This is a genomic window from Nocardia sp. NPDC024068 (assembly GCF_040638875.1).
GTDB lineage: Bacteria > Actinomycetota > Actinomycetes > Mycobacteriales > Mycobacteriaceae > Nocardia.
In genome coordinates, this window is record NZ_JBEZYU010000001.1 from 1 (window position 1) to 13,526 (window position 13,526).

A 13,526-nucleotide genomic window follows, 5' to 3' on the forward strand; every position below is an offset into this window, starting at 1 on the left:
TCGATTATCCGGACGTGTTCTCGGCGCTGACATTGGTGAGCACCAGGCCGGTCGCGCCCGGCCCCGTCGACGAGGACCTGCCCGACCACGAGGCCCGCTTGGTTCTGAATGCCGGGTGAGCGTCTCGACGATGCCGTGACATATCGCCGGCACCGGCACCGATCGTTCGCAGGCGTGCCTCTCCCGGCGGGATCAGGCCTTCCGGCCTACCGCACCGTAGAGCGACACCTTCTTGTCGTGGCTCGGCGGATGCTCGATTCCGGCATTACGCCACCGATGGATCACCTCCACGCCCGGATCCACCAGTTCCAGATCATCGAAGAACCGCGCGACCTCGGCCCGGGTACGCGGGCGCACGGGGATCCCGCGGTCCTGGTAGACCTGCAGCAGCCGCGCCATGCCGTCGGGGTCGTCGGGGCCGTCGTCGAATTCCGTGGTGACATGCGACATCGCCAGGAACGAACCCGGCGCCAATGCATCCATCAGCGTCTTCACGATCGCGTAGGTGTCACCGGGTACGAAGTGCAGCAGAGCCATAAGAGATACCGCCACCGGCTGCGACAGATCCAGTGTCGAACGTAGTTCGGGCGCGGCGAGGATCGCCTCCGGCTCCGCGGCGTCGGCCTGGATATAGGCGGTGCGGCCCGGGCCCGCGCTCACCAGCAACGCTCGCGCGTGGGCGAGCACGATCGGATCGTTGTCCACGTACACCACCCGCGATTCCGGTGCCAGCTCCTGGGCCACCTGGTGCAGGTTCGGCTCGGTCGGGATACCGGTGCCGATGTCCAGGAACTGCCGGATCCCCTGTTCGGCGAGGTAGCGCGTGGCGTGGCGCATGAATTCGCGGTTGGTGCGTGCGGTCAGCCGGACCGCCGGAAAATCTCTGAGCGCCTGTTCCGCGGCAGCCCGGTCGGCATCGTAGGAATCCTTGCCGCCGAGAAAGTAGTCGTACATCCGTGCCGGGTGCGCCACATCGGTACGGAGATCGAGAGAACCGTCGGACACTGCGGGATCTCCTTGTTATGTCGAGAGCGGTATCCCGCAGGTATACCGCATTCCACGAAGTCGCCCAACAGGATCCGGGAGATAATTCCTCGGGCACCGCGCGGGGTGCCCGAGGGTTCAACCGCCGCCGGTACCGGGTGGACCGCCGGTACCGCCGGCCGACAGCAACCGCCGCGCCAATTCGCCACACCGCGTGCCGAGTTCCGGCGGATCGAGTACCTCGAAGTCGTGGCCGAGCAGCAGGACATGCATCAGAACGACGTCGAGATCCGCCGCGCCGCTGCGCACTTCGCAGCTCCCGTCGGCGTTCGGCCGGACGACCGCCGCCTGCGCCGGAATCTGGGCCCGCACCGTCTCGGCCGATGCCCGCACCAGAAAACGCGCCCGCCGCGGGTAGACCCGGCTCGCGACTCCCTCCTGCACGTAGGCCGCCGCGTCGGGCGCCGCACGGGGCCGGAAACGCCAGGTGCGCGTGGATACCTCGGTCATCCGATCCACGCGGAAGGTGCGCCAGTCCGCACGATCCAGGTCATAGGCGAACAGGTACCAGCGGCGATCGGAGGCCACCAGGCGGTACGGCTCCACCCGCCGCCGCCCGCCGTCCCCCGTCGGATACCCGAAACCTGCCTCCACCTCGTCACGGCAGGCCCGCGCCAGGGTGATGAGCACATCGGGGTCGACCGGCGTGCGGCCGCCCCCGAAGGTTTCCACCGAATTGGCCAGGGCGCGTACCTGATGCCGCAATCTGGTGGGCAGCACCTGGTCGAGCTTCGTCAGCGCCCGGAGTGCGGCCGCATCGCCCCCGGCGACCGCGCCGCCGGGTCCCACGAGTAGCGACACCGCGGTGGCGATCGCCTCTTCGTCATCCAGGAGCAGCGGCGGCAGCTCCTGTCCCGGGCCCAGCTGGTAGCCGCCGCCCACACCCTGCCCGGCGTGCACCGGATAGCCCAGGGCGCGCAACCGCCCGATATCGCGGCGCACCGTACGCGAGGTGACCCCGAGCCGGTCCGCGAGTTCCGGGCCGGTCCACACCCGGCGCTGCTGCAGCAGCCCCAGCACGGTGAGCACCCGCTCCGTCGTACCCCGCTCGTCCCGTTCCGCCTCGGTTCCGCCGTCCACCGCGTCCACTCTGCCAGAGATAGCGGACCGATCCTGTCCTCGTTCGGTGGCAGGCTGAGCCCCATGGACGACGACGCACTCGATTGGAACCGCATACTGCGCGAGCAGTGGGAGTTCCACTGGAACCATCAACTCCGGCCCCGGCTCGAGGGTCTCACCGACGACGAGTACAACTGGTCGCCGGTTCCCGGCGCGTGGAGCGTGCGCCCGCGCGGCACCTCGACGGCCCCGGTGCAGGGCGGTACGGGAGATTTCACGATCGACTTCGCCTTTCCCGAACCGGACCCCACCCCGTTCACCACGATCTCCTGGCGACTCGGTCATGTGATCGTCGGCGTACTCGCCACCCGCAATGCCGCGCACTTCGGCGCGCCCGAGGCGTCGTACCAAACCTGGGAATACGCCGGTGACGCGGTGACCGCGCTGAACCAGTTCGAAGATCAGCTGGAGATCTGGTCGTCCGGCGTCCGCGGTCTCGACGAGACCGCGCTACGGGCGCCCATCGGCGTGTCGGAACCGTATCCCGAAGCACCGATGGCCGATCTGATACTGCATATCCAGCGGGAACTGATCCATCATCTATCCGAAGTGTGTCTGCTGCGCGACCTCTACCTGCATATGACATCCCTGCCGAACGGAGAATCCCGATGAGCCGCGATATCCAGATCACCTTCGATGCCCACGATCCGCGCGCGTTGTCCACCTTCTGGCGCGACGTCCTGGGCTATGTGCATCCCGGCCCGCCCGGAGTCGACCTGCCGGCGGGCGCCGACCCGCTGGCAGCCTGGGAGGACTTCCTGGCAGGAATGGGGGTGCCGGTGGGCCAGCGCAATACCCGATCGGCCGTCGAGGATCCGGACGGACGGGGACCACGCCTGTTCTTCCAGCAGGTTCCGGAGGACAAAGTGGCAAAGAACCGCGTTCATCTCGACGTCCGTGCCGCGCCCGGATTGCAGGGCGAGGACCGGATGGCGGCGCTGGAATCCGAGTGCGCCCGGCTCATCGCCCTGGGGGCGACGCGGATCCGCCGCGACGAACCGCAGCCCCCGTTGAGCGCCGGGTTCATCGTGATGGCCGACCCCGAGGGAAACGAGTTCTGCCTGGACTGACGCGGCTCACGTCAGGGCCGCCTGCATGGCGACCCCGTCGACGTAGGAATGCTTCTCCCGCACCGCGCCCGCTTCGACCAGGACGAAATCGGCGAGGTCGACGCATACCGGTCTGCCGGTCGCCGACGTCCCGGTCAGCTGCCACTGCACGACCCAGAAGTCCGGCCCGACCCGCAGCGAAACCTGACGAAACGTCAGATCCGGTACCAGGGCGAAAGTCCCCGCCGCGGCCGCGCGGATGGCCGCACGGCCGCGGGCGGGTTCCTGACCCGAATGCAGATGGAACACCGAGTCGGGGGTGTGCAGTTCGATGATCCGGTCGGGATCGCGGTCGGCCCAGCAGGCGTGATAACGCTCGAACAGGTCGCGGGTGGTCGTGGTCACGGTCGTACTCCGATCGCCGGAAGGTGATTCTGTTCGATGGGGCGTGGAAGGTGTTCCGCGGGAACGCTTCCGCGGCATCCGGGTCCGCATCGATCTCGGAATCCCAGTATCGAGCGGTGCCCCGTGCGCGGCGATGGGCCCGCGCCCCCACTTCGGCCGACTTCGGAGTGCACACGCACAATCCACGCTAGGTTGACGGCGGTGGCCCCCAACACATCCTCCGGGCATTCGCGCCTGCTGGCCGAACTGCGCGCCGATACGGCGGCGATCGCCGAACTGGTGGCAACCCGCATCGAGCACGACGACACCGATTACGACGACGCCGCCCTCGGGCATCCCGAACTGGTCACCCTGGTGGCCGACAGTTTCACGGCGCTGCTGGATGCCATGGCCGACGCGCCGTATTCACTCGAGCCCGCCCGGCGGGCCGGACGCGTCAAAGCCGAGCGCGGTATCCCGCTGGAAAGCCTGCTGCATGCCTTCCGCCTCGCGGGTATGGCGTTCTGGGAGATCGTCGACCAACGCGCCGACGGGGACGAACGCGCCGAGCTCACCCGGTTGGCCACGCGGATGTGGCGCGTCGTCGACGAGTATTCCGTCGCGGCCGCGGAGGCCTACCGGCGCGTGGTCGTGACCGGAACCGAACGATCCGGTCGAGCGTTGCTGCGGGCGTTGCTCGATCCGGGCTTCCCGGCGGCTCGGCGCGCGGAGGCGGGCCGGAAGCTGGGCCTGCCCACGCCTGCCATCTTCGTCGTCCTGGTCGGCGATATCCGCCTCGCCGCAACCGGAGTGACGACCGTGCACACCCTCCTCGCCGAGGACACGGTCACACTGGCCGGCGCGGCATCATTCGCCATCCTCGATACCGCGCTGGACGTGCCGGTGCGAGCCGGTGCGAGCCGGCCGTTCGCCGACCTCGTCGCGGTACCCGCGGCACTCGATCAGGCGCGCCTGGCGTTCCGGTGTGCGATTCCGGCGGATACCGGGATCCACCGCTACGGTTCCGCGCCGGAACGCGCGCTGATCGCCGCGAACCCCGCGCTCGCCGCGGATGTGTGCGCGGAGGAACTCGCCGCACTGGACCGGCTGCCCGCCTCCGAGGCAGACCTGCTCGTCCACACCGCGATGGCCTGGTACGAGCTCGGCGGCTCCACATCCGCGGTGGGCCAACGTCTCCACCTGCACCGCAACACAGTCCTGCAGCGGCTCAAGCGCATCGAGCGGCTCACGGGCTCGGAGTTGGCGGTACCCGCGGAGGCGGCGCGGCTGCATCTGGCGCTGCAGACCTGGGTGCTGCGGAGGACCTGTGGTCACTCCTGACCGCCGGGACGGCGACGCCGCCCGGTGGGAATCCGCCGTCCGTCAGCGCCCGTTGCGTACTCCCTGCGGTGCGGTCCACGGCGGGCTCACCGGGCGGCCGAGGAACGCGACCAGCCGTTCGACGGCGGTGGCGCCCGCCGGAACCGGCTGGGCGGCGGCGAATCGTCCGGGACGTGAACTGCCGTCCGGCAGTTGTGTGCGCGAGAAGGCCAGGGCCGCTTCGGCGAGATCTTCGGGGAGCCGGTCCGGCACACCGAGCGCCCGGGACAGGTCCCATCCGTGGGCGAGCAGATCGGTGACCCGGAATTGCAACCGGTCGACGCCGGTGGCCTCACCCAGCGGGCCCTGATAGGTCTCCTCGAGGATTCCCGGCCGGGCGAATGCCGCCTCCAACGCGCTCGCGGAGGCGGTATAGGCCGCGAGCGGATCGTCGCCGAGGATATCGGTCCCGCGTTCCGGCATCGGCCGCTCGCCGAAGATGGCCAGGAACATCAGATTGGAGCCGACGAGATGGTCGACCAGGTCCCGCACCGACCATTCGGTGCACGGCGTCGGCGCGGCCCACTGGTCGGGGCGGACGGCCGTGATGAGGTCCACCACCGCCCGGGACGCGCGTTCGAGGTCCGCGAGGGGATCGGGTGACATATGGGGAGGCTATACCGCTGCGCGCCGGTGCGCCCGCCCGTACGACGGCTCACCCACGGCCGAGCAGGGTATCGCGGCGGTCGTCCAGGACTGCCCGGATGGCGGCGACCACGGCGGCCACCTCCGGGCGTCGCAGGGTTTCCGCCCGGGCGACCAGCCAGTAGCCGAGCGTGACCGAGATCGAATCCCGCAGGACCCGGACCAGATCCGGGTGCCGATCGGCCATGAAGCAGGGCAGCAGCCCCAGTCCGGCGGCGGCGCGGGTCGCCTCGACGTGGACGAAAACGTTCGTGGAAGTCACGGACTCGCGCATCGCGGGCACGAAGCCGGAGGCCAGGTCGAGATCGTCGACCTGGAGCATGGAATCGATGAAGTACACCAGCGGATACCGCGCCAGCTCGGCGACCGCCGCCGGGGCGCCGTGTTCGGCGAGGTAGTCGCGTGATCCGTAGAGACCCAGCCGGTAGTCGGCCAGATAGGTGGCGGTGGCGCGGCGAACCCGTGGCTCGCCGACCACGATCTCGAGGTCGAGGCCGGAACGTTGCTGCGATGCCCGCCGGGTGGTCGCGACCAGTTCGACCTGGATATCCGGATACCGCCGCCGGACCCGCGCCGCCGCGGGCGCGGCGATATAGGCGCTGAAACCGTCGGTCGCCGATATCCGGACCACGCCTCCGAGCATCCGGTTCCCGGCCGCGTCCGCGGCGAGCGATTGCACCGCCGACTCCACGGTTTCGGCCGCGGCCAGCGCTTCCCGGCCGAGATCGGTCAGCTCCCAGCCGCCGGTGACCCGCGTGAGCACCCGGCCGCCGAGCGTCTGTTCCAGTGCGGCGATACGGCGGGAGATGGTGGTGTGGTTGATACCGAGTTCGTCGGCCGCGGTCACGAATCGGCCGGACCGCCCGACCGCCAGAAGTACGAGAAGGTCGTCCGCACTGGGGCGACCCGAGACGGCGGCGCACATATCTGCATTTTTGCACGATGGCGCTGCATCAATGGTCATTGCCGGGCACTTCCTCTGCATCAATACTCGATAGAGCGAGAAATGTGGGGGCCATCACATTCATAGAAATATGTGGCCCCGAGCACGAAGGAGCAGAGCGATGAGGGAGCAGAGCGCCCCAACCGGCCCGGTCGGGCCCGCCGACCCCGACTCCGGCGGGACGGCACGCGGTCTGCGGCGCGTGGTGGCCGCGTCGATGGCGGGCACGGTCGTGGAGTGGTACGAATTCTTCCTCTACGGCACCGCTGCCACCCTGGTGTTCAGCAAAGTGTTCTTCGCCGAGGGCACCAGTGATCTGGACGCCATCCTCGCCGCGTTCGTGACCTATGCCGTCGGATTCGCGGCCCGCCCGCTGGGCGGTATCGTCTTCGGGCACTACGGCGACAAGTACGGTCGCAAGAAGCTGCTGCAGTTCAGCCTCGTCCTGGTCGGCACCGCGACCTTCCTGATGGGCTGCCTGCCGACGTTCGGGCAGATCGGCTACTGGGCTCCCGCGCTGCTGGTGGCCCTGCGCTTCATCCAGGGCTTCGCCGTGGGCGGCGAATGGGGCGGCGCGGTGCTCCTGGTCGCCGAGCACAGCCCGAGCCGGAGCCGCGGTTTCTGGGCGAGCTGGCCACAGGCGGGCGTCCCCGCGGGCAATCTGCTGGCCACGGTGGTCCTGCTGGTCCTGACCTCGACCCTGTCCGACGCGGCATTCCTGAGCTGGGGCTGGCGGGTCGCGTTCTGGTTGTCGGCCGTGGTGGTCCTGGTCGGCTACTACATCCGCACGAAGATCACCGACGCCCCCATCTTCGTCGCGGCGCGGCAGGAAGCCGAGGAGATCGCGGCCACCTCGCTGAGCGTGGTGGAAGTGCTGCGGCGGTACCCGCGCGGTGTATTCACCGCGATGGGCCTGCGTTTCGGAGAGAACATCATGTACTACCTGGTGGTCACTTTCACCATCACCTATCTCAAGGTCGAAGTGCAGGCCGATACCACCGTGATCCTGTGGTGGCTGCTCGCGGCCCATGCGGTGCACTTCCTGGTGATCCCACTGGTGGGCCGGCTGTCCGACCGTTTCGGCCGGCGGCCGATCTACCTGATCGGCGCGCTGAGCGCGGGCACCTGGGGCTTCTTCGCCTTTCCGATGATGGACAGCGGTCACCACGCGATCATCCTGTCCGCCATCGTCATCGGCCTGATCTTCCATGCCTTCATGTATGCCGGGCAGCCTGCGATCATGGCCGAGATGTTCCCGACCCGGATGCGGTATTCCGGGGTGTCGCTGGGCTATCAGGTGACGTCGATCGTGGCCGGATCGCTGGCGCCGATCATCGCCGTCCGGCTGCTCGACACCTACGGCTCCGCGGTGCCGATCGCCTGGTATCTGGCGGGCGCGGCGGCGGTCAGCGCGATCGCGGTACTCGCCGCCCGCGAAACGAAGGGGCTGGATCTGGAGAGTATCGATCGCGCCGATGCCGAGAGCCTGCGCCCGGGTACCCCGGAAATGGCCGTGCGATGAGCGATCTGGCGGGTCGCAGCGCCCTGGTCACCGGTGCCGCGAGTGGTATCGGTGCGGCCTGCGCCCGTGCCCTCGCGGCACGCGGCGCGACGGTGACGGTCGCCGATATCGACGCCGCCGGCGCGGAATCGGTGGCCGCGGAAATCGGCGGCAGAGCATGGGCGGTGGACCTGCTCGACGTCGGAGCGCTCGAAGGACTGCAACTCGGCGCCGACATCCTGGTCAACAACGCCGGAGTGCAACACATCGATCCGATCGAGCACTTCGCGCCGCAGCGTTTCCGCGATCTGATCACGCTGATGGTCGAAGCACCGTTCCTGCTGGTGCGCGCGGCGCTCCCGCATATGTACCGGCAGGGCTGGGGTCGTGTCGTCAACGTCTCCTCCGTGCACGGCCTGCGCGCCTCCGCGTACAAGGTCGCCTATGTGACGGCCAAGCACGGGCTGGAAGGTCTCTCGAAGGTGACCGCACTCGAAGGCGGCCCGCACGGTGTGACGAGCAACTGCGTCAATCCCGGATATGTGCGGACCCCGCTGGTGGACAAGCAGATCGCCGATCAGGCGGCGGCACACGGCGTGCCCGAACGGGACGTGCCGGCCCGGATCCTGCTCACCGAGAGCGCGATCAAACGCCTTGTCGAGCCGGACGAGGTCGCCGCACTGGTGGGCTGGCTCGCGTCCTCCGAGGCGGGCATGGTCACCGGCGCGGCGTACACCATGGACGGCGGGTGGAGCGCACGATGAGGGCGCGCTCCACCCGGAGTATCCGGACACCGCGGGTCACGAACTGCATCCCGTGACGCCTTCCCGCCCCTGATCGCCGGATGGGTCCCGGGTCAGGGGCGGCGGCGGGGGCACATCCACCCCGAGATCCAGCAGCGACGACCGGACCACGATGTCCCAGCTGGAATGCTGTGTCGAGGCCAGCCGGCAGCGTCGTTCGGCGGCGGACACCACACGACGGTGGGCTTCCAGTTCGGCCGCCATCGCGGCGACCTGCCGCGACAGCGGCTCCACCATCTGGGCCGCCGCGGCGGTCAGCACCTGAACCGCGTCGGCGCGGCGTTTACGCCTGCTGAAGACTCCGGCCGCGAATACTCCCCCGACGCCGGTGACCAGGCCGCCGAGGACGGATGCCAGTTCGCTGATCATCCCGTCCTCCCGTTCTCGGTGGTGCGACCGCCGCATTCGTCTCAGTCGCGCCGATCGGCAGTGGGATCCCGGAATCCCGGAATCTGCAGAGCGGCACCGATAACGCCGAGCGCCTCGGCGGTCGTCCGGTTTCCCAGGAAATCCCAGCCCGGGAAATCGGCCCCGCGGGAGGTACCCGATCCGGAGAGCTGGTCCAGGCTCTGCCCCACATGTTTGTCGAGGTAGTGCAGGAGGGTGCCGACCGTCACCTGCTGACCGTGGTAGTTGGTGATCTTTTCTTCCAGGAACGCCATCTCGTCGCCCCTTCCGTCGAGGAGTGCCTGTACCGCCCGGCGGAGGGCGTTCATATCGATGCCCGCCGGGTCGATCTTTCCTTCACTGGAGTATTCGCGGTGCCCGACACAATCCCCCGAGCCGCGATCTATCCGGCGCAGGATGGCGGCGCAGCCGCGCTCGTAGGCGTCGAGCTGGGCCGGGGTCCAATCCCACGGTGGTGTTCCGCGCGAGACTGCTTCGATACCGATGGTGTGGTAGTTGGCGTTGTCCGTGGGCCAGCCGGGCCATCGGCCGCGGCCCGCGTGCCAGCAGACCCCGACCGCGATCACCCGGTAGCTGCCGTCCTTCTCGAGGACGAGCTGCGCCAGCGGTCCCGGCAGTCCGGGGCGTCCGTCCTGGACGACCCGCCAGTCGTTCGGGCCACCGCCGGCCGTGTGATGGCACAGCACACCCCGGATATCGAGGAAGTCGCCGTGTCCGCGTTGCCGCCAGCCGTCGTGTTCCAGGACGCGCAGTCCGGCGTCGCGCAGGACGTCGGCCAGCCATACCGGGTCCCCGGTCCAGCTCATCGGAGTCTCCTTTCCACCGGCCGCCGGTATCCCTCGAACTCCGTCGCCGGATGAGGATGACGCGATGCTTCGAGGCGTGAGCTGCGGTGATAGTCAACAGCTCTACCTCAGATTAGACCTGTTTCGGTCTCTTTTCAACCTAGTTTGGTCTCTTTCAATCCTACTTCGGTCCTTATTTCGTGGGCAAACGAGTCACCACGCCGAAACTATCGGGCACTTGATCAGAGTCTGCGCGGTCCCCAGAATGGTCGACATGGATGCGACGCCCGCGGAGCCGGAGAGAGCGACCGGCGAGGAGGCGCGGCTGGACACAGCCCTGGGCGCGGAGGTACGCGCGATACGGGCACGGCGCGGCTGGAGCCAGGAGGTACTGGCCGAGAAGACCGGCTACAACAAGAAAACCATCGCCCGGCTCGAGCGGGGCGAACGGGCCATGACGATCGCGCAGATGTACAAGATCTGCCGGGCGTTCGATATCCGTCCGAGCGATCTACTCGGCGCCGCGGAGAAGGAAGCCGGCATCCAGTAGTACCGCCGGGTCGAGATCACGCCGGCGGCAGTCCATGACGAACGCCGAGACCGTCTTCGTGGTGTGGTCACCGGCGAGATCGTCCGCCGACTCGGCGGCGGGCCGGTCCGGAGCTTCGTTGCCCATGAGCGTTTCCCGTTCTGGCCGATCCACGCTCGCGAGGAGTTCCCCTGCCCCCGCGAAACCCGACAGTTCCTACCCTTCGGTTACCCACCCGGATCCCGGTGCTCGTCACCGGATCCTGACGCCGAGTGTAATTATTTTCGCGCTTTTCGCCTAGGCACCAAAGCAACGCGGGACCAGCCGGTTCCGCCACCGGCGAGGCCGAATGCACCGCTTACGACGCGGATCCGGCGAGTCGCGCGCCGACCCGCCGAGGCCGGCGGATACCGGCGATTTCCGGCAGCTCGCCGAGAACGCGGCCGGGGCAGGGCTTTCCGGAGCGCGTCGCCCGAGTCGCCCGCCGCACCGGAGACTTCACCGTTCCGCGCGGAAGGTAGCGGCGCGCCCCCAGCCGGGCCGCGCAGGCGGGCGCGCCGCTCGTGCTCGTGGATTTGCACAGGACCAGGGCTTCGAGACATCCTGTCGGGGCCGGGCGAACGCCGTTCCCACCGCGCCCGCCTTCGGAGTCCACCGGCTCCGAAGTCTCTCGGAGCACGACGAGGAGAGCTCGATGCGAAGAGTCCCGGTAGTCCTGATCACGGGCGCCCTCCTGGCGGTGCCGTGGCTGACGGGCTGCGGTTCCGACTCCCCCACCGAGACCACGCCCGTCTCCCCGACGAGCCGGGCCGACGCTCCGGTACCGGATGTACTCGGGCAGCGCCCGGCCAAGGCGCAGCAACTGATACAGGAAGCCGGGTTCCGGATCGTCGTGCACGGCCGCGCCGGGCAGGCGCCCAACGGATCGCAGTGTGTGGTGATCGAACAGGATCCGCAACCCGGTGCCGTGTTGCCGCCCGGTACCACGGTCACGGTCCGGACCGGCGGAACCACCGGGCCGGACAGCCCACCCGGCGATCCGGCCGCGGCCTGCTGAGGCAGGCCCGCCGAGGCCACCGGAGGGTATTCCGGTCCGCACGACCAGATGCCTGTGCCATCATGTCCCGGAAGCAAGTCCGAGCACGTGTCCGGGAGCAATTGTGGCATTCCTCAAACCGGAGCTGCCCGTCGTCGATGCCGAGTGGTACACCCGGTCTCGCGCGGAGCGCATCCGGCCGATGGCGCGGCACTGGGCGGAAGTGGGCTTCGGCACTCCGGCCGTGCTGCATCTCTTCTACGTCGTCAAAATCGCGTTGTACATCCTCGGCGGGGTGCTGTTCGCCCAGGCCACCACGGGTATCGGCGGTATAGCGGACATAGGCTCCTGGTACGCCGAGCCCATCGTGCTGCAGAAGGTAGTGCTCTACACGATGCTGTTCGAGGTCATCGGCCTCGGCTGCGGATTCGGCCCGCTCAACAACCGCTACCTGCCGCCCATGGGTTCGATCCTGTACTGGCTGCGCCCCGGAACCATCCGGCTGCCACCGTGGCCGGCCCGGGTACCGCTGACCGGTGGCGACCGGCGCGGTCCGCTGGACATCGCCCTGTATGCCGCATTGCTGGTGCTCCTCGTGGTGGCACTGCTGTCGGACGGCACCGGCCCGGACTCCGCCCTCGACACCACGATCGGCCTGCTGCCCACCTGGCAGATCTGGGCGATCCTGGCTGTCCTCGCGGTCGCGGGCCTGCGCGACAAGGTGATCTTCCTGGCCGCCCGCGGCGAGGTGTATGCGGCGCTGACCCTGACCTTCCTGTTCGGCGGCGCCGATACGATCGTCGCGGCGAAACTGGTCTTCCTGACCATCTGGATCGGCGCGGCACTGTCGAAACTGAACCGGCACTTCCCGTTCGTCATATCCACCATGATGGCCAACGGTCCCCTCGTCCGCCCACGCTCGATCAAACGCCGCTTCTTCGAGAAGTACCCCGACGACCTGCGGCCCGGCCGCCCGTCCCGCCTCATAGCCCATATCAGCACCGCGGTGGAGGGCCTCGTCCCGCTGGTCCTGTTCTTCACCCACGGCGGCTGGCCCGTCGCGATCGCGGCCGCACTCATGATCTGCTTCCACGCCGCCATCCTGGTCTCGATCCCGATGGGAGTGCCGCTGGAATGGAATGTGTTCATGATGTTCGGCGTACTCGCCCTGTTCATCGGGCACGCCGATATCGGCCTGTCGGACGTTACGAATCCGGTCCCGGTGGCGGCACTGTTCCTGGTCAGCGCCGGCACGGTGATCCTCGGGGCCTTCTTCCCCCGCAAGGTGTCGTTCCTGCCGGGCATGCGCTACTACGCCGGAAACTGGGATACCGGCCTCTGGTGCATCAAACCCTCCGCCATGGCGAAGATCGCCGACGGCCTGGTCTCGATCGCGAGTATGCCCACCGCACAACTCGAGAAGGTCTACGGCAGCCCCGAGGCCGCGCAGATACCGATCTACCTCGGATACGCGTTCCGTGCGTTCAACACCCACGGCCGGGCGATGTTCACCCTCGCTCACCGCGCCATGGCGGACCAGCGCGAAGAGGACTACGTGCTCACCGACGGTGAGCGAATATGTTCCACCGCCGTCGGCTGGAACTTCGGCGACGGCCATATGCACAACGAACAACTGATCGCGGCCATACAGCGGCGCTGCCGTTTCGAACCGGGCGAGGTGCGCGTCGTCCTGATCGACGGCCAGCCCATCCACCGGCAGACACAGCAGTACCGCCTGGTGGATGCCGCGACCGGCGAATTCGAGCGTGGGTACGTCGAGGTAGCCGATCTGGTCACCGCCCAGCCCTGGGACGACGCGGTACCGGTCCACATCACCCACGGGCCGACGCTCGGCAGCGCATGACGCAGGCGGATCCACTCTGCCCGAACGGGTTCGAGG

General features: G+C 68.5%; 16 protein-coding genes and 1 pseudogene. 9 read left to right on the forward strand and 8 right to left on the reverse strand.

What is annotated here, in order from left to right:
• Window positions 1-92 (forward strand): annotated as a pseudogene (locus AB0F41_RS00005) (alpha/beta hydrolase); the annotation flags it as partial.
• Between the two features lie 100 nt (window positions 93-192).
• On the opposite strand, the gene AB0F41_RS00010 reads toward AB0F41_RS00005, so the two are convergent.
• Window positions 193-1,005: an SAM-dependent methyltransferase gene (locus AB0F41_RS00010; RefSeq protein WP_357420315.1), complete on the reverse strand. Its 813-nt coding sequence runs from the start codon at window positions 1,003-1,005 to the stop codon at window positions 193-195.
• Between the two features lie 117 nt (window positions 1,006-1,122).
• Complete coding sequence (locus AB0F41_RS00015; protein ID WP_357420316.1) at window positions 1,123-2,124, reverse strand: YafY family protein; 1,002 nt, start codon at window positions 2,122-2,124, stop codon at window positions 1,123-1,125.
• A gap of 63 nt (window positions 2,125-2,187) precedes the next feature.
• Here AB0F41_RS00015 and AB0F41_RS00020 point away from each other — a divergent pair, with 63 nt between their 5' ends.
• Both AB0F41_RS00020 and AB0F41_RS00025 read left to right on the forward strand, forming a co-directional pair.
• Entirely contained in the window at window positions 2,188-2,775 is a 588-nt protein-coding gene (locus AB0F41_RS00020) for a DinB family protein (RefSeq protein WP_357420318.1), read from the forward strand.
• Window positions 2,772-3,233 (forward strand): VOC family protein, encoded by a 462-nt coding sequence (locus AB0F41_RS00025; RefSeq protein WP_357420319.1) that lies wholly within the window; start codon window positions 2,772-2,774, stop codon window positions 3,231-3,233. Before AB0F41_RS00020 ends, AB0F41_RS00025 begins: the two co-directional genes overlap by 4 nt.
• A gap of 6 nt (window positions 3,234-3,239) precedes the next feature.
• On the opposite strand, the gene AB0F41_RS00030 is transcribed toward AB0F41_RS00025, so the two are convergent.
• Window positions 3,240-3,617, reverse strand: coding sequence for a nuclear transport factor 2 family protein (locus tag AB0F41_RS00030; RefSeq protein WP_357420321.1), 378 nt, complete (start codon window positions 3,615-3,617; stop codon window positions 3,240-3,242).
• Between the two features lie 201 nt (window positions 3,618-3,818).
• Here AB0F41_RS00030 and AB0F41_RS00035 point away from each other — a divergent pair, with 201 nt between their 5' ends.
• Window positions 3,819-4,937 (forward strand): helix-turn-helix domain-containing protein, encoded by a 1,119-nt coding sequence (locus AB0F41_RS00035; RefSeq protein ID WP_357420323.1) that lies wholly within the window; start codon window positions 3,819-3,821, stop codon window positions 4,935-4,937.
• Window positions 4,938-4,979: 42 nt separating this feature from the next.
• Here AB0F41_RS00035 and AB0F41_RS00040 read toward each other — a convergent pair whose 3' ends face one another.
• Window positions 4,980-5,582 carry a TIGR03086 family metal-binding protein gene (locus AB0F41_RS00040; protein WP_357420324.1) on the reverse strand — a complete coding sequence of 201 codons (603 nt, stop codon included), beginning with the start codon at window positions 5,580-5,582 and terminating at the stop codon, window positions 4,980-4,982.
• A 49-nt stretch (window positions 5,583-5,631) separates the two neighbouring features.
• Window positions 5,632-6,546, reverse strand: a complete 915-nt coding sequence (locus AB0F41_RS00045) for a LysR family transcriptional regulator (protein ID WP_357420326.1) — start codon at window positions 6,544-6,546, stop codon at window positions 5,632-5,634.
• A gap of 139 nt (window positions 6,547-6,685) precedes the next feature.
• Between AB0F41_RS00045 and AB0F41_RS00050 the strand changes: the two genes are divergently transcribed.
• Together AB0F41_RS00050 and AB0F41_RS00055 are read left to right on the forward strand one after the other, a co-directional pair.
• Window positions 6,686-8,086, forward strand: a complete 1,401-nt coding sequence (locus AB0F41_RS00050; protein ID WP_357420327.1) for an MFS transporter — start codon at window positions 6,686-6,688, stop codon at window positions 8,084-8,086.
• Complete coding sequence (locus AB0F41_RS00055; protein WP_357420328.1) at window positions 8,083-8,829, forward strand: 3-hydroxybutyrate dehydrogenase; 747 nt, start codon at window positions 8,083-8,085, stop codon at window positions 8,827-8,829. Before AB0F41_RS00050 ends, AB0F41_RS00055 begins: the two co-directional genes overlap by 4 nt.
• 36 nt (window positions 8,830-8,865) lie before the next feature.
• Here the strand turns inward: AB0F41_RS00055 and AB0F41_RS00060 are convergent, their stop codons facing one another.
• Both AB0F41_RS00060 and AB0F41_RS00065 read right to left on the reverse strand, forming a co-directional pair.
• The gene (locus AB0F41_RS00060) at window positions 8,866-9,237 is read right to left on the reverse strand and encodes a hypothetical protein (protein ID WP_357420330.1); all 372 of its coding nucleotides are present in this window, start codon (window positions 9,235-9,237) and stop codon (window positions 8,866-8,868) included.
• Window positions 9,238-9,278: 41 nt separating this feature from the next.
• Complete coding sequence (locus tag AB0F41_RS00065; RefSeq protein ID WP_357420332.1) at window positions 9,279-10,082, reverse strand: N-acetylmuramoyl-L-alanine amidase; 804 nt, start codon at window positions 10,080-10,082, stop codon at window positions 9,279-9,281.
• 253 nt (window positions 10,083-10,335) lie between these two features.
• On the opposite strand from AB0F41_RS00065, the gene AB0F41_RS00070 reads away from it, so the two are divergent.
• Window positions 10,336-10,611, forward strand: a complete 276-nt coding sequence (locus AB0F41_RS00070; RefSeq protein ID WP_357420334.1) for a helix-turn-helix transcriptional regulator — start codon at window positions 10,336-10,338, stop codon at window positions 10,609-10,611.
• On the opposite strand, the gene AB0F41_RS00075 is transcribed toward AB0F41_RS00070, so the two are convergent.
• The gene (locus AB0F41_RS00075; RefSeq protein ID WP_357420335.1) at window positions 10,573-10,737 is read right to left on the reverse strand and encodes a hypothetical protein; all 165 of its coding nucleotides are present in this window, start codon (window positions 10,735-10,737) and stop codon (window positions 10,573-10,575) included. The genes AB0F41_RS00070 and AB0F41_RS00075 overlap by 39 nt on opposite strands.
• Before the next feature lie 547 nt (window positions 10,738-11,284).
• On the opposite strand from AB0F41_RS00075, the gene AB0F41_RS00080 reads away from it, so the two are divergent.
• Together AB0F41_RS00080 and AB0F41_RS00085 are read left to right on the forward strand one after the other, a co-directional pair.
• Window positions 11,285-11,647: a PASTA domain-containing protein gene (locus AB0F41_RS00080; protein ID WP_357420337.1), complete on the forward strand. Its 363-nt coding sequence runs from the start codon at window positions 11,285-11,287 to the stop codon at window positions 11,645-11,647.
• Between the two features lie 103 nt (window positions 11,648-11,750).
• A complete protein-coding gene (locus AB0F41_RS00085) occupies window positions 11,751-13,490 on the forward strand; it encodes a DUF3556 domain-containing protein (RefSeq protein WP_357420338.1) in 1,740 nt (579 codons plus the stop codon).
• Window positions 13,491-13,526 lie beyond the last annotated feature (36 nt).

Bases quoted from the DNA above. Each gene is read 5' to 3' on its own strand.
- AB0F41_RS00020 (WP_357420318.1), top strand. From the start codon at position 2,188: ATGGACGACGACGCACTCGATTGGAACCGCATACTGCGCGAGCAGTGG.
- AB0F41_RS00025 (WP_357420319.1), top strand. From the start codon at position 2,772: ATGAGCCGCGATATCCAGATCACCTTCGATGCCCACGATCCGCGCGCG.
- AB0F41_RS00040 (WP_357420324.1), bottom strand. From the start codon at position 5,582: ATGTCACCCGATCCCCTCGCGGACCTCGAACGCGCGTCCCGGGCGGTG.
- AB0F41_RS00045 (WP_357420326.1), bottom strand. From the start codon at position 6,546: ATGTGCGCCGCCGTCTCGGGTCGCCCCAGTGCGGACGACCTTCTCGTA.
- AB0F41_RS00050 (WP_357420327.1), top strand. From the start codon at position 6,686: ATGAGGGAGCAGAGCGCCCCAACCGGCCCGGTCGGGCCCGCCGACCCC.
- AB0F41_RS00055 (WP_357420328.1), top strand. From the start codon at position 8,083: ATGAGCGATCTGGCGGGTCGCAGCGCCCTGGTCACCGGTGCCGCGAGT.
- AB0F41_RS00060 (WP_357420330.1), bottom strand. From the start codon at position 9,237: ATGATCAGCGAACTGGCATCCGTCCTCGGCGGCCTGGTCACCGGCGTC.
- AB0F41_RS00065 (WP_357420332.1), bottom strand. From the start codon at position 10,082: ATGAGCTGGACCGGGGACCCGGTATGGCTGGCCGACGTCCTGCGCGAC.
- AB0F41_RS00070 (WP_357420334.1), top strand. From the start codon at position 10,336: ATGGATGCGACGCCCGCGGAGCCGGAGAGAGCGACCGGCGAGGAGGCG.
- AB0F41_RS00075 (WP_357420335.1), bottom strand. From the start codon at position 10,737: ATGGGCAACGAAGCTCCGGACCGGCCCGCCGCCGAGTCGGCGGACGAT.
- AB0F41_RS00080 (WP_357420337.1), top strand. From the start codon at position 11,285: ATGCGAAGAGTCCCGGTAGTCCTGATCACGGGCGCCCTCCTGGCGGTG.